General features: G+C 52.7%; 24 protein-coding genes. 5 read left to right on the plus strand and 19 right to left on the minus strand.

Going from position 1 to position 26,428, the window contains the following annotated elements; translation table 11 throughout:
* Positions 1-27: 27 nt before the first annotated feature.
* The 4 genes from AC2FCQ_RS07935 to AC2FCQ_RS07950 form a co-directional block, all read right to left on the minus strand.
* The gene (locus AC2FCQ_RS07935) at positions 28-1,479 is read right to left on the minus strand and encodes a hypothetical protein (protein ID WP_490307997.1); all 1,452 of its coding nucleotides are present in this window, start codon (positions 1,477-1,479) and stop codon (positions 28-30) included.
* Positions 1,479-2,324 carry a hypothetical protein gene (locus AC2FCQ_RS07940; RefSeq protein ID WP_050946000.1) on the minus strand — a complete coding sequence of 282 codons (846 nt, stop codon included), beginning with the start codon at positions 2,322-2,324 and terminating at the stop codon, positions 1,479-1,481. Before AC2FCQ_RS07940 ends, AC2FCQ_RS07935 begins: the two co-directional genes overlap by 1 nt.
* 3 nt (positions 2,325-2,327) lie before the next feature.
* Positions 2,328-3,236, minus strand: a complete 909-nt coding sequence (locus tag AC2FCQ_RS07945) for a helix-turn-helix transcriptional regulator (protein ID WP_209634677.1) — start codon at positions 3,234-3,236, stop codon at positions 2,328-2,330.
* 171 nt (positions 3,237-3,407) lie between these two features.
* Positions 3,408-4,379, minus strand: a complete 972-nt coding sequence (locus AC2FCQ_RS07950) for a phosphoethanolamine transferase (protein ID WP_209634679.1) — start codon at positions 4,377-4,379, stop codon at positions 3,408-3,410.
* 332 nt (positions 4,380-4,711) lie between these two features.
* On the opposite strand from AC2FCQ_RS07950, the gene AC2FCQ_RS07955 reads away from it, so the two are divergent.
* Positions 4,712-5,347 carry a carbonic anhydrase gene (locus AC2FCQ_RS07955; protein WP_012005022.1) on the plus strand — a complete coding sequence of 212 codons (636 nt, stop codon included), beginning with the start codon at positions 4,712-4,714 and terminating at the stop codon, positions 5,345-5,347.
* A gap of 224 nt (positions 5,348-5,571) precedes the next feature.
* On the opposite strand, the gene AC2FCQ_RS07960 is transcribed toward AC2FCQ_RS07955, so the two are convergent.
* The 4 genes from AC2FCQ_RS07960 to ascF form a co-directional block, all read right to left on the minus strand.
* Positions 5,572-6,690 (minus strand): HNH endonuclease, encoded by a 1,119-nt coding sequence (locus AC2FCQ_RS07960; protein WP_209634682.1) that lies wholly within the window; start codon positions 6,688-6,690, stop codon positions 5,572-5,574.
* Between the two features lie 254 nt (positions 6,691-6,944).
* A complete protein-coding gene (locus AC2FCQ_RS07965; protein WP_245209815.1) occupies positions 6,945-7,277 on the minus strand; it encodes a hypothetical protein in 333 nt (110 codons plus the stop codon).
* 345 nt (positions 7,278-7,622) lie between these two features.
* Positions 7,623-9,053, minus strand: coding sequence for a 6-phospho-beta-glucosidase (locus tag AC2FCQ_RS07970; RefSeq protein WP_490307998.1), 1,431 nt, complete (start codon positions 9,051-9,053; stop codon positions 7,623-7,625).
* A 223-nt stretch (positions 9,054-9,276) separates the two neighbouring features.
* Positions 9,277-10,722, minus strand: coding sequence for a PTS cellobiose/arbutin/salicin transporter subunit IIBC (gene ascF, locus AC2FCQ_RS07975; RefSeq protein ID WP_490307999.1), 1,446 nt, complete (start codon positions 10,720-10,722; stop codon positions 9,277-9,279).
* Between the two features lie 285 nt (positions 10,723-11,007).
* On the opposite strand from ascF, the gene AC2FCQ_RS07980 reads away from it, so the two are divergent.
* Positions 11,008-12,030 (plus strand): LacI family DNA-binding transcriptional regulator, encoded by a 1,023-nt coding sequence (locus AC2FCQ_RS07980; RefSeq protein WP_490308000.1) that lies wholly within the window; start codon positions 11,008-11,010, stop codon positions 12,028-12,030.
* A gap of 50 nt (positions 12,031-12,080) precedes the next feature.
* Here AC2FCQ_RS07980 and yjiA read toward each other — a convergent pair whose 3' ends face one another.
* The 11 genes from yjiA to AC2FCQ_RS08035 all read right to left on the minus strand — a co-directional run bounded on the left by yjiA (position 12,081) and on the right by AC2FCQ_RS08035 (position 25,088).
* Positions 12,081-13,043 (minus strand): GTPase, encoded by a 963-nt coding sequence (yjiA, locus tag AC2FCQ_RS07985; protein ID WP_490308001.1) that lies wholly within the window; start codon positions 13,041-13,043, stop codon positions 12,081-12,083.
* 15 nt (positions 13,044-13,058) lie between these two features.
* A complete protein-coding gene (locus tag AC2FCQ_RS07990; protein WP_004953088.1) occupies positions 13,059-13,262 on the minus strand; it encodes a YbdD/YjiX family protein in 204 nt (67 codons plus the stop codon).
* Between the two features lie 265 nt (positions 13,263-13,527).
* Entirely contained in the window at positions 13,528-15,708 is a 2,181-nt protein-coding gene (locus AC2FCQ_RS07995; RefSeq protein ID WP_490308002.1) for a carbon starvation CstA family protein, read from the minus strand.
* Between the two features lie 380 nt (positions 15,709-16,088).
* Positions 16,089-16,973 (minus strand): LysR family transcriptional regulator, encoded by an 885-nt coding sequence (locus tag AC2FCQ_RS08000; RefSeq protein WP_490308003.1) that lies wholly within the window; start codon positions 16,971-16,973, stop codon positions 16,089-16,091.
* Between the two features lie 59 nt (positions 16,974-17,032).
* Positions 17,033-17,725: an MgtC/SapB family protein gene (locus tag AC2FCQ_RS08005; protein ID WP_209634702.1), complete on the minus strand. Its 693-nt coding sequence runs from the start codon at positions 17,723-17,725 to the stop codon at positions 17,033-17,035.
* Between the two features lie 113 nt (positions 17,726-17,838).
* Positions 17,839-18,621: an ABC transporter ATP-binding protein gene (locus tag AC2FCQ_RS08010; protein ID WP_490308004.1), complete on the minus strand. Its 783-nt coding sequence runs from the start codon at positions 18,619-18,621 to the stop codon at positions 17,839-17,841.
* 676 nt (positions 18,622-19,297) lie between these two features.
* A complete protein-coding gene (locus tag AC2FCQ_RS08015; protein ID WP_490308005.1) occupies positions 19,298-20,089 on the minus strand; it encodes an ABC transporter ATP-binding protein in 792 nt (263 codons plus the stop codon).
* 11 nt (positions 20,090-20,100) lie between these two features.
* The gene (locus AC2FCQ_RS08020; protein WP_490308006.1) at positions 20,101-21,822 is read right to left on the minus strand and encodes an ABC transporter permease; all 1,722 of its coding nucleotides are present in this window, start codon (positions 21,820-21,822) and stop codon (positions 20,101-20,103) included.
* A gap of 530 nt (positions 21,823-22,352) precedes the next feature.
* Entirely contained in the window at positions 22,353-23,063 is a 711-nt protein-coding gene (locus AC2FCQ_RS08025; RefSeq protein ID WP_209634729.1) for a trehalose-6-phosphate synthase, read from the minus strand.
* A 14-nt stretch (positions 23,064-23,077) separates the two neighbouring features.
* The gene (locus AC2FCQ_RS08030; protein ID WP_490308007.1) at positions 23,078-23,617 is read right to left on the minus strand and encodes a GNAT family N-acetyltransferase; all 540 of its coding nucleotides are present in this window, start codon (positions 23,615-23,617) and stop codon (positions 23,078-23,080) included.
* 91 nt (positions 23,618-23,708) lie between these two features.
* Positions 23,709-25,088: a glutamine synthetase family protein gene (locus tag AC2FCQ_RS08035; RefSeq protein ID WP_490308008.1), complete on the minus strand. Its 1,380-nt coding sequence runs from the start codon at positions 25,086-25,088 to the stop codon at positions 23,709-23,711.
* A 258-nt stretch (positions 25,089-25,346) separates the two neighbouring features.
* Here AC2FCQ_RS08035 and AC2FCQ_RS08040 point away from each other — a divergent pair, with 258 nt between their 5' ends.
* The 3 genes from AC2FCQ_RS08040 to AC2FCQ_RS08050 all read left to right on the plus strand — a co-directional run bounded on the left by AC2FCQ_RS08040 (position 25,347) and on the right by AC2FCQ_RS08050 (position 26,416).
* Positions 25,347-25,661 carry a hypothetical protein gene (locus AC2FCQ_RS08040; RefSeq protein WP_490308009.1) on the plus strand — a complete coding sequence of 105 codons (315 nt, stop codon included), beginning with the start codon at positions 25,347-25,349 and terminating at the stop codon, positions 25,659-25,661.
* Between the two features lie 101 nt (positions 25,662-25,762).
* On the plus strand, positions 25,763-26,113 hold the full coding sequence (locus AC2FCQ_RS08045; RefSeq protein ID WP_404760365.1) for a type II toxin-antitoxin system RelE/ParE family toxin: 351 nt from the start codon (positions 25,763-25,765) through the stop codon (positions 26,111-26,113).
* A 3-nt stretch (positions 26,114-26,116) separates the two neighbouring features.
* Positions 26,117-26,416 carry a helix-turn-helix domain-containing protein gene (locus AC2FCQ_RS08050; RefSeq protein WP_490308010.1) on the plus strand — a complete coding sequence of 100 codons (300 nt, stop codon included), beginning with the start codon at positions 26,117-26,119 and terminating at the stop codon, positions 26,414-26,416.
* Positions 26,417-26,428 lie beyond the last annotated feature (12 nt).

Below are 26,428 nucleotides of genomic sequence, written 5' to 3' on the forward strand. Positions count from 1 at the left end.
CCTTTTTTTAACCGTTTCATCCCGGCATCACGCCATCATAAAGGCGTCCAAATCATCCGCATTTTTAATGATTTTGTTTTTCTCTACTCCATAGGCCTGAGCAAGTGTAATGCTCGCCTCGAGTAATTTACGGTTATTTTCAACATTGAAAGCTGCTGCTGTCAGTTCACCTAATGCCGTGAATTCGGACAAGATGCGCTTGAGTGCCTGCCGCTCAATGTCATTCAAGCGAAGAGTAAAATGGTCCATTCTGGCTTGCAGAGCCTGGCGGGCTTTGCTGTCCAAATTTTTGGCTACGGTGACCATGAACTTCCCGGAGATAGAGCCAATCACTGCTCCCAGCACAGGAACAGGGATTAACGCTTGGCCTGCAATGGCCATTGCACCAACAATGGCGGACTCGGCACAAACAATGAGCCCGAGCTCGGTAAACTCATCAAGATCTATTTCACCCTGCTGGTAAGATAAGGCAAGGCTTCCAACCCCCTTGGCGGCGGTGACAAGTGCGCTGGCGAATGGTGCTCCCATCGAGGCATAGTTGGTAAGGGTATAAATCGCTCCAGCGGATACACCTCCAATGGCTGCACCTTTTAGCGTATCCAGCCCCACGTCCTGCCAGTCTTGTGTATCGAACTCACCACAAAAAATATTTTTACCGTCACGGTACTTGCGGTATATCCCCGTTCCGAGAGCAAAAGCGCCCCCGAAAGCTGCCCCCATAACTGTCGCCCGCATCGCTTCGTTCAGCGAAGGCTGGTGATCCTCGATAATTTCAGCTTTTTTAGTCTCGTTCTGCTTACCTAATTCCTGATCATGCTTATCAAGTGTTTCGTCGATTTTCCCCCATTGAACGTCTTTGTAATCGGAAACACCTGGGCGCACGACATCGGCAAATGGTCGCCCCGTCGCGCTTTCAATATCGGCAACTTTATCCTTAATAGCCTGTAATGTTTTTTCGCTCAATCCCTCTACCGGCTTCCCGTCAATGACGTCCTGGATGGTCTGCCAGGTATCTTTCGGGATATGGTAAAACGGCTCACCCTTTGTGAAGTCGGGATAGGTTTCCATGTGCTTCAGGACATGCGTTAGATTGTTATTAATGCCGTTTATAAATTTTGACTGTACTTCAATACCATCAATCTTGTAGTCCGCAGGGGCGGTGCGACCCACCCCGTTAAATGTTGCACCTAAAGCCGACTCATCAACCAATCCTTTATCGATCGCCTGGCGTGCATTGCGCACGCCCACCTCAAGTTGTTCAGCAATCTCACCGTGCTTGGTACTCATCGAACCCAGAATGTTATTAGGTGACGCAATAAAATCACGCACCTTCTGCATCTGTTCGTCAGCGAAAGAAAAGGCGCTATCCTGCTGCGCCAACTTAAGCCATTCATCTTTGATGCGGGCCTGATTGAGGGCATCAACCGCACTGCCGATAACCTGATCGCCGACCGCATCATGACTATTTAAACTGTTCATTACTGGATTTTCTTGTTGATCAATTTTGATAACGCATTGATATGGTTAATCAACGCCCCTAGCTGATCTTTCTGATGCGCATTGAACTGGCTATAGTCTCGCGGCGCGGTCTTTTCCAGTGCATCGACGATGCTTTCAGTGCCATGATAATGCTCTGACGTTAACACCTTCAGTTCCTGAGCTCCGCGTTCCATCACTCTCAATTCGCTGGTTTTGGCGCGAACCTGACGATCTTCGCGCTGAGCTTCGTCAATGATTTTTCCATTCTTACGACGAGCCAGTAAGGTGCCACCTGCAATGCCTACTGCGCCAATTCCCCAACCGACTGGACCTGCTAACGCCAGCAATGCGCCTCCTGCAGACATGCCTCCACCACCCGCTGCAAGCGCACCACCACCAAGCCATGCCAGTGCAGCATTCGTTGCCGCCGCGCCGCTTAAAGTTGCAATGGCTGTCCCGGTCGAGGCCGTACCAAAAGTCGTAGCAATGGCCAGTGCTGCCGTAGGGGCAAATGCTGCGACTCCCGCTCCGACAGCAACCCCTGCGGCAGCGGTCCCTTTACCAACGTGTGATGTTCGGTATTCTTCTTCCAGTTTTTCGACGACGTTATCGAACTCAGCAATTTCCGCTTTCAGTTCGCTCCAGGATTTATCAAATTCTTTGGGTTTATTCGCCAGTCGGTTTACAAAGCTTTCACCACGAGTAATCAAATTTTTACTGCACTTTTGGCGCAGCAAAAAGAGCGCAGTGATCTCCTCCTGAGTATCTTTTGCCTGTGCTTCATATTGGTTAGTTGCTCGGGTGAGACTGGCTAATGCTTCTTTTCTTTCTGAACCGCGTAGCATGATTTACTCCTGTTGCATGTCGTCAAAAATAGCCATGCCGTATTTTGTTTCCATTTCAGCCATCTGTTGATTGAGCTTCTGCTGAAAACGATGTTGCAGGCTAATAGGGGAAATAATAATGAGATTGGGTAACCAGTATCGTAATAGAGGGAAGAGCTGGTTTTCGTGCGCCATTTCGGTTTGCACAATCAAATCACCGTTTGATTCTTGTCGTATTAATTTCTGCGCAGGTAATAAGTTGCGGCGCTGAAAGTAGTAGCTAACCTCGGCTGCGATTTTGACGTGTACCGTCTGCTTATTCAGAGAAAACCAGACATCATCTTCTTCAGCAAAGTACTGAGTTATATACAGCTCTGGCGTAAAATGTACGGGAGTAAGATTCAGCCAGCGAATTTTACTGAGCTGATAACCCTTCACATTTCCTCTATCCACAGCACCGAGATACCAGACACCTTTTATGTTAATGAGCTTATAAGGGGCAACGGTACGGAGTTTGTCTTTATAGTGAAATTCGCAAATGTTGTTTTCGCGAATCGCTTTATCAAACAGACTAAAGTTATTCTCAAGTACTCTCTGAGCCTCAGGATCACTCGGTAGAGAACGGATACTTAACGACGTTAAATCAGGCTGGGAGAAGAGTTTTTTTGCGGGAAATAACGCTTCCATACCTAAAATACGGACGAGGTTTTGTAGTTCTTTTAGTGATTGAGGTTTGGCATAAGCAGGTGCCAGTCTGTAAATACCATCGCCATTATGGATAATACGATCGCCCAAACGGTTAAGATCCCGATACAAGGTGCGTTCGCTGATTTTGAATTCGTTCATCAACTTTTGGCGAGACACAAAACCGTATTGATAAAGTTCTGAGATAATGACGGTTATTCTCTGTACCATGACTTCATGCCCGCTCATAAGTCTTCCCTTGATAGCTTTTCCCTGATGGTAATCTTACTTACTGACAGGTTATGTCAGTAAGTGACAGAAAAATGGAGAGCCTCCTCTTTCTATATTGGCACAAAAACAGTTTTTCTTAAAAATTTCATGCATCAATGTTGCACCCGATGCAACCCGGTAAACATGAGACTAATTGCTCTCTGCGGACAATCCATCATAATTGACAAATTGTCCTTTAAAATTAATGACCTGATTGGAAGGTGTGTAGTCCACATCGGAGAGCGACTCATCGCAACGGGCAATCGACGGGTCGCTAATTTTCATCCATTCTGAAAATGTTTCCAGAAAACGTAAGCCGCTGTGTTGTACCGGGATGATAACTCTTTCTGTTTGATTTCTGTCGACGGTGAAAAATGGCACGTCGTAATTCTCGCGGGTTTTATCTCCGTGCGTTAAGTAAGCATTTGCCTTGTCTTTGTTGATGTATGACAGTCCGTGATCCGAAAAATACATCATGGACCAGTCGCCGCCGTGATGCTCTGCCATGTCATGGATCTGTCCCAGCAGCTTGTCAGTCATAGCGATGGATTTGATATAGCATGATATTTCTTTGGCACCCGCATCGATATCATACTGATCTCGTGTTCTCATACAGGCCTGCGGATGTGACCCCATCAGGTGCAGTACGATGAATTTTTTTCCATCGCCCTGTTTCAGTGCGGTTTTAAGTTGCGGCAACAACTGATCATCCGGGGAATACGTCCTGTCATCAGAGCTGGCTGATTTAGTAAAATAAGGATGGTCTGCAGTTTCTCCTATTAATGCCACGGGTGAGTCAAAATGACCTTTCCTGCCCTGATTTGAAATCCACCAGGTTTCAAATCCGGCGCGTGAAGCGAGCGTAACGATATTGTTATTCAGTTCGGTCACATTGCCCTGACTACGGGCCGGTGTGTTGGTCAGGGAAAGCATGGTAGACGGCCCGGCAGAGATATAATGGGTAAACAGCGTGGCTGGGGTATTATCAAGCCATGGCGTGTTGAGATACTTTCCCCCGAAGGCATGCAGATAATCGCGGCGTACGCTTTCCCCGATAACCAGAATGTAGGTTTTATGCTGACCCTGTAAAGAGACTGGCTTCCAGACACTGCCCGTGGTCATGATTCTGGCGAAGTACTGATTGTTGTCACGTACTACTAGGTAAGACGTATAGATGTCATGAACAAAGCGTACCTCGGGTAATCCACTGCTGAGCAGCCGTCCCTGTCTGAGTGGGGACCAGAACGCAGAAGCAACGAAGAATATCACCAGAAAACTGTAGATGCTCCGCGTGACGGAGGCGTTTTTCCATCAACGGATTGCCGGATCTCGTCATTGCCACTTTTGCAGGCCGTTGTGCAGTTGCTTCTTGTTCATTTCCGCCAAAGAGATGCTGGACTAACCGGGAGTGATGATTATCATGTTATCGATACTACCGATCCAGAGAGCGTGTTATGCAACATATCATTGAAGGTTTCCTCAGCTTCCAGAAAGAGATTTTCCCTCAGCGTAAGGAACTCTTCCGCAGCCTTGCCTCCAGCCAGAACCCTAAAGCGCTTTTTATTTCGTGTTCTGACAGCCGCCTGGTGCCCGAGCTTGTGACTCAGCAAGATCCGGGGCAGCTTTTCGTTATCCGTAACGCAGGCAACATCGTTCCTTCCTTTGGCCCGGAACCGGGCGGGGTGTCGGCGACCATCGAATACGCGGTAGTGGCACTGGGCGTCACGGATATCGTGATTTGCGGGCACTCGAACTGCGGCGCCATGAAGGCGATAGCCTCTTGTCAGTGCCTTGACCCGATGCCTGCTGTAGCCCACTGGCTGCACTACGCGGACGCGGCCAAAGCGGTGGTAGAGAAGAAAACCTGGGATAACGAAATCGACAAAGTTAATGCTATGGTCGAAGAGAACGTCATCGCCCAGCTAAATAACATTAAGACTCACCCGTCCGTTGCCGTGGGCCTGCGCAACAACGGCCTGCGCTTGCACGGCTGGGTTTACGACATCGAAAGTGGCGAGATCCGCACGCTGGATAAAAATACGAAGAATTTCGTGTCACTGGCGGATAACCCCGCCGTTCATTTCGAATAACGTGATACCTGGTCTTGGCTATGAAATTGAATCCACGCTTCGGCGTGGATTTTTTATGGGGTAGTTACTTGCTCCCCGTTGATTAGCACACCTCGATCTTAATAATGTTTTCATTAGCAAAGCGCGGGCAGAGGATGATGTGGGGAACAGATGATCCTTTTCTAGACCCCTCTCTTTAAACACCATCCTCGAACACTTCTACTCAAATAGTTTTTAAACAATGGCTATTTAAAATTCGCTTCTTTCAGCTCCAACTTCACCATTAAAGTCTGGTTCAGCGCTTTTCCATCAGCACCACTGTGGATCCGGCGGTGGCAGGTAGGGCAGATGGCGCCAACCCACTGCGGGTGATCGGGGCCTTCATCGGCGAGGCGTTTTGTGTGGTGAGGTTCTAGATAAGGATCGCCATTCTTTTTCTGGAACGGTGCGGGTTGCTCGCAGGATTCACAGATGCCATTGGCGCGTTGAAGTACGTATTTTTTCACGTCTTCGCTGCGTTCGAACCAAGATTGTTTGCTATCGCTCTCTTTGCGCCGGCTCGTCATCATGGATGATTTTATGGCCTTGGCGCGTAGCTGCTCGAGCGTTTCTTTCTTTTGGTCTACTTCTGATGTAGTGGTGTCATTGTCTACGTCTTGAGCAGAAGATACTCGGAATAAATTAAAAACTATCCCTTGCCTCATGTTTTTTTCGGTATCTAGACATTGGGTGTAATTCCATGAATCGCACTCAAACAATCCAATAAATTTTACGCCCGTACGTTTTTTATTATATTCAAATAAAAGTATATCCCTACCATTATCTTTATGGTCTCGGATATGTTTATTACCGTTGGTAAACGCCATGTCACCTTTCTGCCCCTCTCCCGTGTAGGAGAAGTGGTCGTCGTTAGACCATCCGTCTTTGTACCCATGCGTTTCGCCAGCCTCGCCGGTGAAAATGAAGATCACGGGGAATTCTTTAGGTGTCGATATTCCGCCTTGCTCTTGCCCGCCGTAGAGGTCGTGGAGGTCTTTACGTTTGTAAAGTTCACCTTTCTCTAATTTCTCCAGAGGATGCGGTGTTTCAATTACCTCGAAGCCAAGTTTTTTAAATGCTTGGATGACCGTTTCTAGATTAACACTGAATTTTACTTTATCTGATGGTTCACCAATTTGGAGAATATAAGCTGCGGTGGCTATCCCATTAATGTCGTACAGGGATTTATTATAACGGACCTTGTGTGTTCTTATTTTTTCAATTTTATTTTTCTTAAGGAAATCATCATAACCTTGGTTGTTATATTCTTCGATAGCTTTTAAAACAGCCTCTTTCGAAGATAACATTGCGATCTTTATAGCCAAAACATTCCCCTCATTGCAGAACGGATTCTGATCAATGCGTTTGCGTACTGCCAGCGGCCATGCATCGTTATCCAGCAGTTAACTCATCGATTTATCGAATGCGTTAACTATGCCAGGCCGTGGGGAAAATGCCTACCTTCGTGAATGTGTTTATCGTGATGTGTCAGTCAGATCTATGAGATTTATCGGAGTGATAAGAACGGTACAAAACTAATACCGTTCTTATTATTTGTTTTGGCTTTTATTTTAACTTATCAGCTCTGGCACTCCATCTCGCGCAGTGCACGGCCATAGAGGTTGCACAATGCCGGTACTAAGTGAGCCGTTGCGTTGAGGTAGTGATTTAGCTGTTCCCACTGGGTGTCGTCGGGCTGCGGGTTCTTTTGCATGAGGTCGCCTAACAGCATCAGGCCGTGGCAGAGCCCTTCGGCCTGTTCGGCGGAGAGGGCGGCAAGGTCTAAGAGTTGTGTTGCGTCTAAGGTGCTGAGATCGAGCTGATTGAACAATTCGCGATAGAGGGTAAGGGTGCTTGGCGCTGTTTCAGATGTGTTCGTTGAGGAGGTGTTTTCCATATCGGTCATTTCCATTGGGGGGAGAAATACCGCTACCAGAAGAGACGCTAAACTCGGGGTGGTAGCTCGAGCGGTGTTAGCGTAACCGGCCCCAACGGATCCCGGCCTTCCCGGAGGAAGCACCACCCGAGCCACCATTGTTTGGGTGCGCATCGGCATGCCCGAATTTATACCATATTCGAACAGGGTTGGGGGATTCGGAACGCTAACTCCGGCTGCGGATTGTGCCGCAGCCGGGAGACTATAGCGCTGACAAAAAGGCGAAAAAATAGCCTGTACAGAATTACAGGGGCTTACTACTCAATCTGGAATGCGGCTCGCAACAATCGCCATTAGCGGCCCTTGCCGCCGCCAAATCCATCACCCCAAATCCGCCCCATTACTGGCAATCACCTTCTTGTACCACCAGAATGATTTCTTCCGAGTCCGCGCAAGGGTGCCGTTGCCGCTGTCGTCGCGATCGACGTAAACAAAGCCGTAGCGCTTGCTCATTTCCCCGGTCGATGCCGCCACCAGATCAATGCAGCCCCAGGTGGTGTAGCCGATCACCGGCACGCCGTCGGCGATGGCGTCGGCCATGGCGCGGATATGTTCCCGCAGGTAGCTGATGCGGTAATCGTCCTCAATCTCGCCTGCGGCATTGAACTCGTCGTGGGCGCCCAGGCCGTTTTCCACCAGGAACAGCGGCTTTTGGTAGCGGTCGTACATCATGTTCATGGTGATGCGCAAACCCAGCGGGTCGATGCCCCAGCCCCAGTCGCTGCGCGGGATATGCGGGTTGGTCAGGGATTTCACCACGTTGGCGGCGCTGCTGTTGTTATCGTTCATATCGGCAGAGGCGCAGCGCGAGGCGTAATAGCTGAAGGAGACGAAATCGACGGTGTTCTTCAGGATCTCGGCGTCGCCTTCCTCCATTACGATGCTCACGCCTTTCTCGCGGAACACCCGGGCAGAGTAAGCAGGGTAGGCACCGCGGGCCTGCACGTCGATAAAGAACAGGTTCTCGCGGTCTTTCTCCAGCGCGGCCCACACGTCTTCCGGCTTGCTGGACCAGGGGTAGAAATTGCCGCCGGCCAGCATGCAGCCCACCTGGTTAGCGGGGTTCACTTCATGCGCGATGCGCGTCGCCAGCGCACTGGCCACCAGTTCGTGGTGTATGGCCTGGTATTTTACTTGCTCGGGGTTCTCACCTGCTTCAAACACCAATCCTGCGCCGGAGAACGGGCTGTGCAGCACAATGTTGATCTCGTTGAAGGTGAGCCAATACTTCACCTGCCCGTCGAAGGCTTCAAAGCAGGTGCGGGCATAGCGGGTGAAAAATTCCACCATCTTGCGGCTGCGCCAGGAGCCGTATTCGGTCACCAGGTGCATCGGCACGTCGAAATGGCACAGGGTCACCAACGGCTCGATGCCGTATTTACGGCACTCTTCGAACAGGCTGCGGTAGAAGGCGATGCCTTCCGGGTTAGGCGTCAGCTCGTCGCCGTTCGGGTAAATCCGGCTCCAGGCGATGGAGGTGCGGAACACGGTGAAGCCCATCTCCGCCATCAGCGCAATGTCGTCGCGGTAGCGATGGTAAAAATCAATGGCGTCGTGGCTGGGGTAAAACTCGTCTTCGCGCAGGCTAAAGCGCTTCTCCAGGCCCAGCTTCACCGGCATGCGGTTGGGGCCATGCGGGATCATGTCAACCGTGGTCAGCCCTTTGCCGCCCTCGCGATAACCCCCCTCAGACTGGTTGGCGGCCAGGGCGCCGCCCCATAAGAACCCTTGCGGGAATGTTGAATCAGACATGTAATCCTCAATTACCCGTCATACTTGAAGCTGCCTCTGTGTTGGCTGCGTTACAAGACCCATCCGTGGCTCTTGCCCCTTCGGGGCCGCTGCAAGCAGCGTTCAAATCTGTTCCTGACAGATTTGTCGCACACCCCAGTCACTTAGTTGACTAAGCTCCTGGGGATGTACGGCCTTGCCGCCGTGATGCAACTCCAATTATTTAGGGTATAAAAATAGTGCGTTAATGGACAACGTTAGCGGTATTTACCGCAGGCGCAGTGGCCGCCGTTGGCGAGGCTTCGCTTTCCGGGATGTCTTCGAAGCCCAACAGCAGCGTGAGCACGAACGACAGCACCACAGAAAGCACCATCACACCGCCGACCCAGACAATGCTCATCGGGTTCGTCGGGTCGAAGAACTGCACGCTGGTGAACAGGCCGGGCGACGCCATCGAATGGCTGGCTAGCCCGCCGATACCGGCGACGGCACCGCAGACAAAGCCGCTGATCAGGCTGGCGATCAGCGGGCGTTTAAGCCGCACCGCCACGCCGTACAGCGCCGGTTCGGAAATGCCCGCCACAATGGCGGAGGCGGCCGCGGCCAAGGCGGTCTGGCGCAGTTCGCGGTTCTTGGTTTTGAACGCCACCGCTAGCGAAGAACCGCCGAGCGACAGGTTGGCGCCAATCTCTGACGGCATCACCATGCCCTCTTTGCCGGTTTCGGCGATGGTCTGAATAATGGTCGGGGTGAAGACGCGGTGCATGCCGGTCATCACCAGCAGCGGCCAGATCGCCCCCATAATGGCGACAGAAAGCCAGCCCAAATAGCCGTGCACGGTGTACACCAGCGCCGAAATACCGCTGCCGATCCAGATGCCCAGCGGGCCAATCAACACAATCGCGATCGGCGCGGCGATCAGCACAATCAGCATCGGCTTAAGGAAGTTTTTGGTCACCGCCGGGGTGATGCGGTCTACCCAGCGCTCGATGTACGACAAAATCCAGGTCATCACCAGCGCGGGGATCACCGTGTAGGTGTATTTCACCGCCGTCACCGGAATATAGGCGAACTCCACCGCCTGGCCCTGCGCCGCCTTGGCCATCAGATCGATAAAGTTGGGGTGCAGCAGTACACCGGCAATGGCGATCGCCAGCGACATGTTGGTTTTGAACTTCAGCGCCGCAGAGGCCGCCACCATCACCGGCAGGAAGAAGAACGCGCCGTCGCCAATCACGTTCAGTATCACCAGCGTCGACGAGCCTTTGTCGAACACCCCGGCCATATCCAGCATCATTGCCAGTAGCTTCACCATCGAACCGCCGATAATGGCGGGGATCAGCGGCGACATGGTGCCGACCAGCGCGTCGAGAATGCCGGCGCCGATGCCTTTCAGGGTGATTTTGCGCTTTGCCGGCACGGCGGCGGGGGCGTTGCCCGGCAGGCCGAGCGCCAACACCGCTTGATAGGCTTTTGACACCTCGTTACCGATGATCACCTGGCACTGCTCGCCGCTGTGCACCACGCCCATCACGCCGCTAATCGCTTTGAGCTTTGGCGTGTCGATCAGAGCCTTGTCTTTCACCACGAATCGCAAGCGGGTCATGCAGTGCGTAACGGCGTCGATGTTGCTGAGACCGCCCAACGCATTTACGATGGCGGGTGAGATCTCTGCGTAGTTCTTCGGCATAAGGTTGTCGTCTCTTCAGATATGAATTCGGATTGCCCAAAGGCTCACTTTTACTGCCTGGGCGATCCGCCGTTCCATCTCAATGAAACGCCCACAAGAAACCGGTTTCACAAAATCATGCTGATCTGTTTTTGATCTGGCAATAATTATGATTTTTGGGTTTTTCGTTTCGTGAACCTGGTCACTTTAAGGCCGAAGGGGACGGCAGCGGCAGGCGTGAAAAGATTTCAAACGGGGGGCGTCTTGGGTAGACTGCGCTGAACCCTGGATTTTGACGGCGCAGAGATGGCAACAATACTTGAGGTGGCTAAAAGGGCGGGCGTGTCGAAAGCGACGGTGTCCCGCGTGCTGTCCGGCAGCGGCTATGTCGGCCCGGAAAAGCGCGAACAGGTAGAGAAAGCCATTGCCGAGACCGGCTATCGGCCCAACCTGCTGGCGCGCAATCTCGCCACCAAAACCACCCAGACCATCGGGCTGGTGGTCACCAACACGCTGTACAGCGGCAACTACTTCAGCGAGCTGATGTTTCAGTCGGCGCGCATCATGGAAGAGCACAGGCGCCAACTGATCCTGGCGGACGGCAAGCACACCGCCGAAGAGGAAAAGGCCGCCATTCAATTCCTGCTGGATCTGCGCTGTGACGGCGTGATCATCTACCCGCGCTTTCTGTCGATTGCGGAGATGGACGCGATCATTTCCCAGCATAAACAGCCGATTCTGGTCATCAATCGCCGGTTAAGGCTGAACGACAGCTACTGCATCTTCAGCGATCAGCACGCCACCAGCGCGACGGCGGTCAGGCACCTGATCGAACAGGGGCACCGCGATATTGCCTTTATCACCGGTTCGCTGGATTCACCCACCGGGCTGGAGCGGCTTTCCGGCTATAAGTCCGCACTGGCGGAACATGGTATTGGGGTGAATGCCGGGCTGATTGTCGAAGGCAAGTGGAACGCGCAAAGCGGCATGGCGGCGGTCGATGCGCTGCTGGCTAGCGGCTACACGTTCAGCGCCATTGTTGCCAGCAACGACGAGATGGCCATCGGCGCGATTAAGCGCTTAACCGAATGCCAAATCCCGGTGCCGTCCGCCGTGTCGGTGATAGGTTTTGATGACATCCCGCTGGCGCCTTATACCATTCCCTCGCTCTCCAGCATGAAAATGCCGGTGACCGACATGATCAAGGAAACCATCAACCGCCTGGTGTCGATGCTGGACGGTGGCGAGCTGAGCAAACGCCCGGCCTTCCCGGCGAGCCTGATCCTGCGGGATTCGGTAGCGGCGGGGCCGTATTTTCAGAAGGGGTAAGGGGCAGAAAAGGGCTGCGCGGGCAAAGGCGCAGCCTGATGAACTTAAGGTTATGTCAGGTCGGCAAACCGCTGGCGGATCGTCTCCTCCGGCAAATCCACACCGATAAACACCAGGGTGCTGCGGCGCTCTTCCTCTGGCAGCCACTCGCGGTCCCAGTCGGCGTTATACAGCCGTTGCACGCCCTGGAACAGTAGGCGGCGCGGCTCGTCCTTGATCGACAAAATCCCCTTATAACGCAGCAGGCTGTCGGCGTATTCCAGCAGCAGGCCCTCCATCACTTCGGATATCTGCATCAGTTCCAGCGGTTGCTCGTGGTACACCACAATCGACGTAATGTTGTTCTGCGACTGCGGGATGCGGCGGAACAGCGGGGCAGGCGGCGTCAGGGTCAGCTTGTCGTTCAGCACAAAGCCTTCGATGTCGAACAATACGCCAAGATCGATATCGCCGTGCGTCACTTTATACACCGGTGCGCGGGCATTCATCTGCTGTAGGCGTTGTATCAGCGCTTCGCAGTCCGGTGCCACGTCGGTTTTGGTCAGCAGAATGCGGTCGGCGTAGCCTACCTGTGCCTGCGCGATGCTGAACTGGCTGAGTTGTTGATCGGCGTGTGCGGCGTCCACCAGGGTGATGATGCCGTCCAGCAGGAAGCGTTCGCAGAGGATCTCGTGCGAGAAAAAGGTCTGGGTGATCGGGCCGGGATCGGCCATGCCGGTGCATTCGATGATCAGCCGGTCGAACGCCAGCTGGCCGCTGTCTACGCCGTCCAGCAAGTCGAGCAGTGCGTCTGCCAGCTCGTTGGATTTGCTGCAGCAGATGCAGCCGTTGCTCAGGGTGGTGATGCGGCTGGCGCGGTCGCCAATCAAGGCGTTGTCGATCGGCACTTCGCCGAACTCGTTTTCAATCACGGCAATCTTGTAGCCGTGTTCGGCGTTCAGAATATGGCGGAGCAGGGTGGTTTTACCGGCACCCAAAAAGCCGGTCAGAATGGTGACTGCGATGGGTTTCATTGCGGATCCTTTTAACTAACAACAGCGCATACCGCCTTTACCGTCCCCACCGTAGCGGGCCTGCTGGCGTTCGCGGAAAAACTCTTTATAGGTCATCACCGGCTTGTCCGGGTGGTTGTCTTTCATATGCTGGACGTAGGTATCGTAGTCAGGCACGCCGACCAACATGCGCGCCGCCTGCCCGAGATATTTACCCGCCTGGCCGAGATTACCGAACATAAACCTTCTCCCAAAAATTACCCTGCATACCCTTCGTCTTTCGAACCGCAGCGGTGTTGGCTTCATTCACGAACCCCAGTCACTTACTTGAGTAAGCTCCTGGGGATTAATGAGCCTCATCCCTGAGGCTCACCCTTTGGGCCAGCGCAAACGCTGTTCAAATCGGTTCCCTACCGATTTGTCGCTCATTTGCCGCCTTGCTGCGGCTCGAAATCCATTGGGTACTACTTAACTTTCATTATGCAGGGTATCCGTTAAATCACCATTAATGCTGTGGTGAAACTTTGACGTCCCCCTCAGTTACGCCGTTGGAAGGCGCTTCTTCAGGCACCGGCACGTACGGCGTTTCCTGGTCGCTGCGGTTCGGGTTTTTGTGCGCCGCCATGGCGGTTTTCACCCCGTAGAAGATGATGCTGTATACCACCAGCAGGAACAGAATGCTCAGCCCGGCGTTGGTGTAGTTGTTCACCACGATATGGTTCATGTTGGCGACCTGCTGGGCGGTCAACTCGGCACCGCCTTCGGCGATTTTGCGCTTGTACTCACCGGCCTGGAAGAAGAAACCTTCCAGCTGCGGGTTGTCGCTGAACAGCTTCAGGCCCAGCGCGTAGGTGGTACAAATCAGCAGCCACACCGCCGGTAGCACGGTGACCCAGATGTATTGGGTGCGCTTCATCTTAATCAATACTACGGTGCCCAGCACCAAGGCGACGGCAGCCAACATCTGGTTGGAGATGCCGAACAGCGGCCACAGGCTCTTCACGCCGCCGAGCGGATCGACCACCCCTTGATACAGCAGGTAACCCCACAGGCCGACGCAGCCCGCGGTGCCGACAATCCCGGCCACCAGTGAGTCGGTTTTTTTCAGGAATGGCGCAAAGTTGCCCAGCAAGTCCTGCAGCATAAAGCGGCCGGAACGGGTACCTGCATCCAGTGCGGTCAGAATGAACAGCGCTTCAAACAGAATACCGAAGTGGTACCAGAAGCCCATGTTGGCACCAGGGATGATCTGGTGGAACACGTGGGCGATACCTACTGCCAGCGTTGGCGCGCCACCGGCGCGGTTCAGTATGGAAGGTTCGCCAATGTCTTTGGCGGTCTGCAGGATCTGTTCCGGGCTGATGACAAAGCCCCAGGAACTGACGGTCGCTGCCGCATGGGCACTCACATCACGCAGTGACGCCATGATCATCGGCGCATCTTCGGTCCCCAAACGGTGCAGGTCTGGCATGGTGATGCCCAGTGCTGCCGGTGGGGTGTTCATGGCGAAGTACAGGCCAGGTTCGATGATGGAAGCGGCAACCAGTGCCATGATGGCAACGAAGGATTCCATCAGCATCGCGCCGTAACCGATAAAGCGTGCGTCTTTCTCATTGGCCAACAGCTTTGGCGTGGTGCCGGAGGCGATCAGCGCATGGAAGCCGGACACGGCGCCACAGGCGATGGTAATGAACAAGAACGGGAACACCGAGCCTTTCCACACCGGGCCAGTGCCGTCGATAAACTGGGTCACCGCCGGCATTTTCAGCTCAGGGTTGAGGATCACGATGCCAATCGCCAGCCCGACGATCACGCCAATTTTCAGGAAGGTCGCCAGATAGTCGCGCGGTGCCAGGATCAGCCATACCGGCAGCAGGGCGGAAACGAACGCATAACCAATCAGCGTAAAGGTGATGGTGGTGTCTTTAAAGGTCAGCGCCGGGCCCCAGTACGGGTCATGGGCGATGACGCCGCCGAACCAGATGGATGCCACCAGCAGCACGATACCAATGACCGACACTTCACCCACCCGACCCGGGCGCAGGAAGCGCATATAGACGCCCATAAACAGGGCAATTGGCACGGTGGCGCAGACGGTGAACACGCCCCATGGGCTTTCCGCCAGCGCTTTCACCACGATCAGGGCCAGCACCGCCAGGATGATGATCATAATCAGGAAGCAGCCAAACAGCGCGATGGTGCCCGGCACCGGGCCCATTTCCTTTTTGATGATCTCACCGAGCGATGCGCCGTTGCGGCGTGAGGAGATGAACAGCACCATAAAGTCCTGCACCGCCCCCGCCAGCACCACGCCACCCAGCAGCCATAGCGTGCCGGGCAGGTAGCCGACCTGCGCAGCGAGCACCGGGCCGACCAGCGGGCCGGCACCGGCAATGGCGGCGAAGTGGTGGCCGAACAGCACGTTCTTGTTGGTCGGGACGTAGTTCAGGCCGTCGTTGTTGACCACGGCCGGCGTCGCACGGAAGGCGTCCAGCTTCATCACCTTGGTGGCGATGTACAGGCTGTAATAACGGTATGCCACCAGATACACCGCCACCGAAGCGACGATGATCCACAAGGCGCTGATGTGTTCGCCGCGGCGCAGTGCCACTACGCCCAGGCAGGACGCGCCGAGTATCCCCAGCAGCATCCAGGGTATGTGTTTTAAAATCCCCTCTCGGTTCATAGAGATGTCCTTAGTTAAAATCTGCAAAAAAATGAGTGAGTTAATCCGCTTATAAGATGTTTCAGGCACGCGGCCTGGGTGCGGATAACGGTCGGGTATGAACTCTAAATAATTCGAGTGGCATCGAGGCGGCAAGGGAGTGAGGCCCGATGAGCTTACATAAGTAAGTGTTTCGGGTGAGCAATCGTAGCCAACAATGATGCAACTTGAAGTATGACGAGTTTAGGAACAGCTCATCATTGCGGGTTGGGACTGGGGAAGACATGCGAATTTCAGTCAGCGGTGCTATAGGGGCGGTAAGCGGTCAAAAAACAGGGGTGAGCGGTTGGGCGCCACCGACGACAACGAGATGAACACGGAGCGTCAGTGGGCTGAGTCTTTCAGGCGGGTTGTATGGCCTGCAGGATATCGATGAATGCGGTACTGAGTGGGGACATTACCGGCTCATTGCGGGTGAAGATATAAAATTGTGCACTGATGTCGATCTCTTCCGCGGGCATCTTTTTCAGGTTCAACTGTGGCGCATATTGCGCGACAACCCGGTCGCTTAGCAGTGCAAAATAGCCCTGTTGTTTGACCAGACACCAGGTAGCCAAAAAGGAATCGGTCTCCACGATGTTCCCGTTCGGTGTGTACTGGCTGGCGATGTCCTTAATGGTGGCGTGGCCTACTGAACATGAACGCGGTACCACCCATTTGGCTTCGGCTAGCGGTAGCGTGGCCGTCGCTTTATCCCCGTTTTGATAGAGGGAGAAATGCTCGCGGGTGAGCGCCTGCATGGCCAAGTCTGCGCAGGTCGTGTTGTTGCTCAGGCTGCATAGCACCAAATCCAGCTCGCTGTTTCTGAGTTTAGCAATCAGCCCCTCTGGCGAGTCTTCAACCAGGGTCACTCTGGTGTGAGGATAGCGTTGGTTAAAGCTGTCGAGCGCCTCCCCGAGGTAACACAATAAGGGGTCAATGCTCATACCCAACCGCAGGTATTTCTCCCCCGAGCTGCTCATTCCCCGCAGTTCATCAATCGCATTTCTCAGTTGATTAGTGACCCGATCTATCTTTTGATAGAAGACCTCTCCAACCGCAGTCAGGCGTACGCCGCGGTTACTGCGCTCCAGCAGGCGAGAGCCAATGTTCGCTTCCAGTTCTTTGATTATACGGCTAAGTGTAGGCTGTGAAATGCCCAGTTTTTTTGACGTTTCAAGTAAACTTCCACAGGAAACAATTTCTTTGAAAATAGTCAGATGAGAAAATTTCGGCATATTCTTCATGGTAAATCTCTCTATTCGGAGAATAAGGCATGGCAAGGAGGAAAAGACCCTGTCCTGCGTTAACCGGAGCCGGCGATGCGGCTGTAGTAGGCCTGTTTCATCATGCTGTCGCCCAGCAATTTATTGATGGTCCGGTCTAGCACCAGGGTGGTGACGGAAGCAGGCATCAGCGTGGCGGTAATTTCTACGTCGTCATCACCGAAGGGCTCAATATCCAGATGCGAGATGAAGCAACTTTCTGCCTGTAGCACCTTTTTGAATTTGGCCAAGGCATCGCGCTGTTCGTGTTCGAAGGCGATCACGCAGATTTGGTAGGTGGACTCACCGTTAACGTCGTTGAACGGCTGCTTATTCACCATATTGACGATAGGGCGCAACAAGGTATTGGCTGCCAATACATACAGGGTGGCAGCCAGCGCATCGCCATACAGGGCGCAGCCGGCACAGGCACCGACCGCGGCGGAACCCCACAGTGTAGCTGCGGTATTCAAACCTCGGATATTCATTCCTTCTTTCATGATTGCCCCGGCGCCGAGAAAGCCAACGCCAGAAACCACATAGGAAATAACCCGTACCGCGCCGCCGCTGCCGTCAATCGTCATAGCCAGATGTACGAAGATTGCCGCGCTGGTTGCCACCAGGGTATTGGTGCGCAACCCTGCGGTGCGCTGGCGGAATTGCCTTTCGTAGCCAATGACGGCACCTAACCCGGACGCAGTAAACAGCGTCAGTAATGTATGAATGAAATGCATGATAAATACTCAATGTATTATCCGCTTATCATGAACCACCCATCGGGGGGTAATTCTTGATAAACAGGTAGTTAATACGGCAGGCAGGACACCTGCCAAGCCGCGGTTACCGGTTAATGTGCGCTGGCGATTTGCTGGCTGAGTGCCTCACTGATTTCCTCTGTCAGTGCTTGCATTCCTTGGCGGGTTCTCTCTTCGCGACGTAACCTGATGTGGTAATAGCCTTTAAGGGGGCCGGGTTCAGATCCTAACAGGACAATGCGATCCGACATCATCACCGCCTCCTCTACGCTGTGAGTTACCAACACAATAGAGCGGGTTTTTATTTGCCGAGTCATCCAGATCCGCAGCAGATCGCGACGCAGATTTTCGCCGGTAAAAATATCCAGCGAAGAAAAGGGCTCATCCAACAGTAGCAACATGGGTTCTACCGCCAGCGCACGGGCAAAACCCACACGTTGGCGCATACCGCCGGAAAGTTCTCGTGGGTAAGCGTCGCGATAGGGGGTCAGGCCGACCAGATCCAACATTTTCAGGGTCTGGGTTTCGATCACTTGCTGCGGGAGATCCTGAGCCTGCAGGCCGAAAGCGATATTTTGGTCAACGGTCAGCCAAGGGAAAATGGCAAAGGTCTGGAATACCATATTGATCTGTGGATTAGGCCCCGAAACCTTTTTTTCTCCGATCATGACGGTGCCTAAATCTGGCTTGATGAGACCGGAAATAATGCGCAACAGGGTAGATTTTCCCGAACCGGACTTGCCCAATATACTGACGATTTCATTATCGTAAATCTTAAAGTTTATTTCACTCAAGACTAAATGACTTTTCTTTCCGGCAAGCTGAAAACTCTTGCTGACGTTATTGAGCGTTAGCAGACTTTTTCTATTGATCATGAAATACCCTTTTTAATCTATTAAAAAGTATGTGCATAGAATATTGCCCGCAAATGGGGTGTGAACATGAATGCCATAATTGCAGGCGAAAACATGCCGGACCGCTTGTCGGACTGTTAATAAAAAAGGCGTTTTATGGGGTGCTGACAGGGCATAAGCATCCTGCAGAGCCAGGAAAGCTTAAGCAAAAAACCGAAGGGAAAAGCGAAAAGGGGGTGTAACGGACTCACATCCTGACACTTTCAGGACGCAATATGATGACTATTGCTCCTGGTCCTTCAGTAAATTCAACAAACCATTAAACAACGAACCGTCGCCGTCCATATAATTTCCTCGTTATTTTTCATGGGAGGATAATAACCGTAATAGCGTGCATTGTTCAACGGTGCGAAGTCGTTTTGTCTAATCAAAATGTAATTTAATATTAATGCATGAGAGGGAACCTGTTTTGTTTAAACGGGATGTAAACCAGATTGGTTCATAAATGAATATTGCCATCAATTATTTGAAATATAAACCGTAGGTAAACGGAATTGGAAATAATAATGGCAGCGTTATTCAGGATTATTATGGGGAACCGATTTGATGTGTTCCCCCTCATGCTTGTTTACGAGTAATTGCAAAGCCTCAGCGTGGGTACATCATCCCATCCTGAGCCAGTGATAAACATGGCGGATTACGATGACGCTTGCGATACCGCGATTTTTTTATACAGGCAGTCCGTAATCTCTTCAGTAATAAGACGCATATTTTGCCGATTGCGCTGTGGGGGCGGGACAGTGATGGTGAATTGATCGGCTATTTGTCGACGGGATGCATCCAGGATGATCACCCGGTTGGACATCATCACCGCTTCTTCAACGTCATGCGTCACCATCACCATGGCGCGAGTGCTGATTCTTTTTGCTATCCACAGCGCCATGAGATCCTGACGCAGTTTAAGCGCGGTAAAAATGTCGAGAGAAGAGAAGGGCTCATCCAGCAACAATACTTTGGGCTCCACGGCCAACGCCCGGGCAAAGCCGACGCGTTGGCGCATACCGCCGGACAGTTCACGTGGCTTGGCTTGTTCATAGCCTGTCAGGCCAATTAACTTCAACAGTCCTCCGATTTTTTCAGCGATCGCTTGTGGGGGCAAACTCTGTGCCAGTAGGCCAAAAGCGATGTTGTCGTAAACGGTTAGCCAGGGATAAAGTGCATATGATTGAAATACCATACTGATACTTTCATCCGGGCCTTTGAGAGGGACGTTTTCCAGGCTGACTGTTCCACTGTCGGGGAAGAGTAACCCGGCCAATATGCGCAGCAGGGTGGATTTCCCCGAGCCGGACTGGCCCAGGATAGTGACAAACTCTCCCTCATGAACGGTCAGGTTAACCTTCTTCAACACGGTTTTTGGCCGGCCATTTTCACCGATGAAGGTTTTAGTCACCTGCGTAGCTTGGAGAATAACGTTTTGAGTTTCCATGTCTTACCTCATCAATCGTATTTGAATTTGGTTTCTGCCAGTCGGTACAGTGGCTGCCAGACGAAAATGATGCACAGCGCGACGAGCGCGATCATGGCGGTACAACCCAATGCGGATTCTGGGTTTTTGCCTGCATCAGTCACCACAGAAATGAATGCGCCCAAACCGGTCGTACTGAGGGTGGTGCTACCCCACTGAATCACCTCAGCAGCAATCGCACTGTTCCAGGCCCCACCGGCGGCGGAAATGATGCCTGTTACGATGTAGGGGAAAATCGCCGGCAGCATGTAATAACGCCACCAGTTGACGTTTCGTAGGCGAAAGGTTTTGCTGACTTCGGTAATCTGCGTAGGGATGGCCGATACGCCAGCTATTACGTTAAATAGCACGTACCACTGTGTGCCCAACATGATCATGGGAATGGCCCACCAGCCGAGATCCTGATGATAAATAGCGATGAAGGCAGCGATCAGCGGATAGAAAATATTGGGCGGGATGGCCGCCAGGATCTGGATGATCGGTTGAAAGAACTTCACCCGTCGTGGATTCATGCCAATCCACACCCCCAGCGGTGTGAAAATGACGATGCTTAACAGCATGGCCGTCACGACGCGGGCCGTGGTCAACAGCATCCACTCTGGCAGCATGCTGAAATACTGTTTAGGGAAGTATTCCCACAGTTGATAGCCAAACCAAACGCAAGCCATCACCACCGCGAGATACCAGAGACTGCGCCACAGCCAATTGCCTTTGGCGACAATACGAAACAGATGATGTAAACCCAGCGCGTACCAAACCCGCGGTAATTTGAACAGCCAGAGATCTGCCAGCACACGCAGCGTCCCGCTGAATGCCGCTCCGACATAAGAGAAAGTCAGGCAGTTGTAAAACCATGAGCCGCCTTCCGCCCGAGTGGAGGTGACGTCTTCGTATTTGAAGCGTGAGGTATAACGTACCAGCGGACGGAAAATCAGTTGATCCAATACGACAATGTTGGCAGCCAAGGCGATCACTGCAAACAAGATGGCCTGAATGTTCTGTTGCGCCAGCGCCTCGGCGATATAGGAACCTACGCCGGGCAATGCAATAGAACGATCGCCAACCGGGATCGCTTCAGACGCGACCAAGGCAAACCAAGCGGCGGATTGCGAGACCATGGCATTCCATAGCAGTCCTGGGACCGAATAAATAAACTCCAGTCGCCAGAAGCGCTGCCATGGGTTGTAATTAAAGCTGCGTGCGGCCTCATCCAACTCATGCGGAATGATGCGTAATGTCTGATACAGCGTTAACATCATGTTCCAGGCCTGGCCGGTGAATACCGCAAAGATGGCGGTACATTCCAATCCCATTACGCTGTGCGGATAGAGATTGAGGAAATACACCGTGGTGAAGGTTAAGAAACCCACCAGGGGGACTGACTCCATAAAGTTGACGAAGGGCAGGATCACCCGGCGGAGGGGGACATAGCGGGCTGCCAGTACCGCAAAGACGATAGAAAACAGTAATGACCAGGCCATGCCGATGATAAAACGCATGCTGGTTCTCAGCGAATAATAAAAAAGGTTCCAGGCATCAAGACTCATTGCCGGGGTATTCTTCTCATTAAATCCACTGTGCATATCACCCCAGGCTCGGATGAAGAAGGCTATAAATAACATCCCGATGGCGATGACGATAATGTCGTTTAAATAATACTTCTTAAAAATAGATATACCCTGGTTATTTTGCATAATGCAGACCCTTTATTTTCCCAAAAATCCGGTTTTTGACATGGTGAATACGCCATTGCTGGGAGAGAAAGACGGCTGTAGCCATTTTTATTGTGTTTTTTTAATCGTGGACGATCCGCTTTTGGGACGTTTGATGGGCAATTTATCAGTTTTAAATCATTGGCATAGCAGGATGCCATCGATGAAAAACCGAGTGTCTGCCGCATTCTGCTTCTTTCAGAATGCAGCGTAGAGGGCATTACTGAAAGATACTCAATAGCGTTAGGCTGACATTAAATATGTCATCGTCCATTGGCCCTCCCTTGATGGAAAAATACAGGGAGAGGGTAAGGTTTTTAGTTAATGGAAATCAATTGAGTGTCGTGTATTTTTATAATATATATGTAACAGGATGAAAATTCATTTTATAACGGATGTATTCATTAATTAAATATAAGTGACGGGTATACCGCTGATATTCATCTCAGCGGTATATACGCAGAATGGAAGGCGGCTTTCACGAAAAGTCAGTACGCCGCGGAAGGCAAAGATTAATAGAGTTTTCGGGTGTTAATCCCGGCCGGGAAGATGCCTGCAGTGAAGATGTGCCCGTTAACCTGCCACTGGTCATCGGGCAGCATTTCTACCGGATAGTCGTTGGCCAGATAATTGAGGAAGTTGTTGCGATCGTCGAGTGCCTGAAAGCCGATCAGATCGTAGAAAAGCAGCGACTCGATTAAACCGTGATGCTCGGGGATCTGCCTGAGCAACGTCGCCGACGGGAAGGGTAAATGGAAGAAAAATGCGCAGGGGTTCAGCAACCCCTGTTCTTTCAGCGCCTGGCCGCAGGGCAGCAGTTGGTAATCATCAATGCAGATGATGTCGTTTGGGCACACATATTCGCAGGCTATATCGGCGAAATGCTGGTTGAGTTGTCGGTACGCGCAGTAGTTCTCCGGCGTGAAATGCGCTTTCTCCGGGCGGTTGTGGAACACCGGCCACAGGCCATCGTGATAGTAGCCCTGATAGTGAAAGTGAAACTCCTCGGTAGACAGCGGAAAGGTCACCTGTTCATAGCCGCTGCGGTGCTGATAGCTGATCGGGCGGCGCGTTGCTGCGCCAAAATTTTGCACGTCGCCGTTCCAGCCCAGCCACAACCCTTGACTGTCATCACTGGTGGTGTCAGGCGATAAGGCCTGGGTGGCGCAGGCCAGATCCTTGCTGTCACACTGTTTATTCGAGATCAAAACCAAACGAGACATGGTGCGTTCCTTGTTTAGTGTACGGACGGGGCGGTGTGAAGCGTGCCGGGTTGCTGATAGATATCAGGCCGGGGAATCGTCCACACCCGGTCCGGCTGGTTGACAGGCTCAAGACCCGCCCGGGCATACAGCCAAGGCGCCTGGCTGGTATAGAGCATGATGCGGCGCAATCCGGCCATCAGCGGGTGATCCAGGCAGCTTTGCACCAGCCACAAGCCCAGCCCATTGCCGCGGTATTCGGCGGTGATGAACACATCGCTCAGGTAGGCGAAGGTGGCGTGGTCTGTGATCAATCGGGCAAAGCCGAGCTGACGGTTTTTGCGGTACAGGCCAAAACACAGGCTGTGGCGAAGGGCGTTTTCCAGCGTAGTGCGGTCGATATCCTGCGCCCAATGTGAATGGCTGAGAAAACGATGAATAAAATCCATGTCCAGCCGCTGGCGATCGGTGCTGATATGAAAAGCGCCTTTATGCCAGATAAATACGTGCCCATGATCTAACACGATGGGTTGATCGGTATTTTCAGCCAATGCTGAATATTGCTGATATTTCATGGTGGTCCTCTTTCCCGGTACACGTCGTGTTTAAGCCGACGGCATGGTGGTTCATTGGGAGTGTCCCGGCTAACGTGGGCGCAGCATGCCGTTAAAGCATCCAGCTCACTTCCGCTGCGGTGACCTGCCCTTCAAAGCGGCGCAGTTCTGCGGTCTTGCAGGTGTGCCACAGCGCAGTAAATGCCGGACCAAGGCTGTCGCGCAGCCCCGGACATTGTTGGAATAGGGTCAACGCTTCCTGCTGGCTGAGCGGCAGCACTGCCGCGTCGTCATTTTCATAACCGTTGCCACAGGCTGGCGGGGGCAGTGGCAGCGTATGTTCCAGCCCGTACAGCATGCCGCTCAGCATTACCGCTACCGCCAGATAAGGGTTGGCGTCGGCACCGGCAAGCCGGTATTCGATGCGTTGGTTGGCACTGTCGGCACAGGGCAGGCGCAATGCTACCGTGCGGTTGTTGTGCCCCCAGGAGGCTCGCAGTGGTACATGCATGCCCGGACGGAAACGACGAAACGCGTTGATGTTTGGCGCGAGTATCGCCATTGAAGCCGGCATTAGCGTCAGCATCCCGGCTATCACCTGCGTCATGGTGGTACTCAGCGCGCCCGGCGCGCTGGCCAGCAGATTGTTGCCCTGTTCGTCTTGCAGGCTGATATGAAAATGCAAACCGCTGCCCGCTGCCTGCGCACAGGGTTTTGCCATAAAGCAGGCGTGCTGGTGGTGTTTCTCTGCTATCTGGCGGGTGAGGCGCTTCAACGCCAGCACCTGGTCGCAGGCTTCCAGCACTCGTGCGCTGTGGTGCAGGTTCAGCTCATATTGGCCGGAGGCCGCCTCGGCGACGATGCCGGTTAGCGGCAGCGCTTGTAATCGGGCCTGATGTTCGATGTCATTGAGCAGCGCATGGTGGCGCTCTGGTGCATCGACAGAAAAACTCTGCGTTGGGCACTGGCTGGCGGCGGCAGGCTGTTGCAGCGGGTCATGCAGATAAAACTCCAACTCTGCCGCGACCACAGGGTAATACCCCTTGGCCTGCAGACGTTTGAGTACCTGTTGCAGCACCACGCGCGGTTCCAGTTCGCAGGCGTCGCCGTCGGTATTTTTCATGGTTAGCAGCAGTTGTGCGTGGTGCTGCGGATCGCGGGCACAGGGCCGTAGCGTGCCGGGCACCGGCAGGCACAGCCGGTCGGGTTCCCCCACTTGTTGGCCCAGCCCGCTTTCTTCAATCACCTGGCCAGCAAGATCCATGGCGTAGATCGACAGCGGGAAATAACAGCCCTTATCCAGCGCGAACAATTCGGCGACCGGCAGCCGCTTGCCACGGAATTGGCCGTTCAGATCGTTAAGATAAATATCGACGTGTTCGGTATCTGGATAACGCTGTAAATACTGCTCGACGTCTTTGCGGAATGAACGCGCCTGCGAGGCAGGTATTTCCGCCAGCAACGGGTTAAAGCCAATAATATTAGAATACATGGTGGCCCCCGGATTTAATAAAAACAGCGGGGGAAATCATCATCAGGGCAGGGGATAAACACATGAGGCATCCGTCTCGTGAGGCCATATCGGCGATGTAATGATGTTATCCGTGCCCCTGAAAACAGTCTGTAAAAACGCCGTAACGTTATTTATGTCTGGAATAAAAAAGCTGTAAATAATCGGCTTGGGTCTGATGGCTGAATAATAAATGGCTGCATATACTGCGGGTGACCCCCTTATTCAGGAGAGATATCCATGTTCAGAGTCTTTATTGTGTTTGTCGCCGCCATTACGGCCTTCAACGCGGCAGCGTCGTCCGAAGCCGCCTGGGCCAGCGGCGACAAAGCATTGCAAACGGCCTGCCTGAAGGCCAGTGGGTTAAAAGGCGCCAAAGCCGCCGGCAACATTATTCATTACGGCGACGACGTCGGTTACTCCGCACTGCTGATCACGGGCCGATACCCGCAGCCGTTTATGCATAACAAAGCGGGCAAAGCGCTGTGCCTTTACCAACGTGCAACCAAAAAAGCGGTGGTTCAGGAAGCTGACGAGCTGCTGGGTAAGGTGTAGCAATTTGGCTATCAATGGCTAAAAATTCAGCAATGGCGTTGTGTTTATAGGTTATAGTCTATATCTTTTTTATAGACCGTAGTCTATAAAAAGGGAATGCCATGTGGACGGTAATAACAACGGAAGCGTTTGATCGATGGTTTACATCGCAAGATGAACCCGCGCAAGAGAAGGTTCTTGCTGCACTGGTGATGCTCGAACGGAGTGGCCCCAATCTATCACGTCCGTTTGTCGACTCGCTGAAGGGGTCACTGTATCCCAATATGAAAGAGTTGCGGATTCAGCATCGGGGGCGGCCAATTCGTGCTTTCTTTGCATTTGATCCGAAACGTAAGGCTATCGTTTTGTGTGCGGGCGACAAGACAGGCAATGAGAAACGGTTTTACAAAGTCATGCTACCTATTGCAGATGCGCAATTTACCCAGCATTTGAATCTTAATTTTGAGGAGTAACCAATGGGTACATTAAAAGACATGCTAGCTTCGCGTACCCCAGAGAGCAGGCAACGGATTGAGGAAATGGCAGAAGAGATGCTGCTGGAGACGCGTTTGTACGAGTTGCGTGAAACGTTGAATATTTCGCAGCAGATGTTGGCGAATAGTCTTGGTATCTCACAACCCTCCGTCGCGGCGATCGAGCAGCGTGGTAATGAGCTGAAGATTTCCACCTTAAAACGTTATGTAGAAGCCATGGGGGGGACGTTGCGACTGGATATCGAACTGCCAGATGGCAAGCATGTTGGGTTTAGGGTTTAACCTATAAAAAGG

Source organism: Serratia sp. CoH_134_PS_4 (assembly GCF_058190535.1).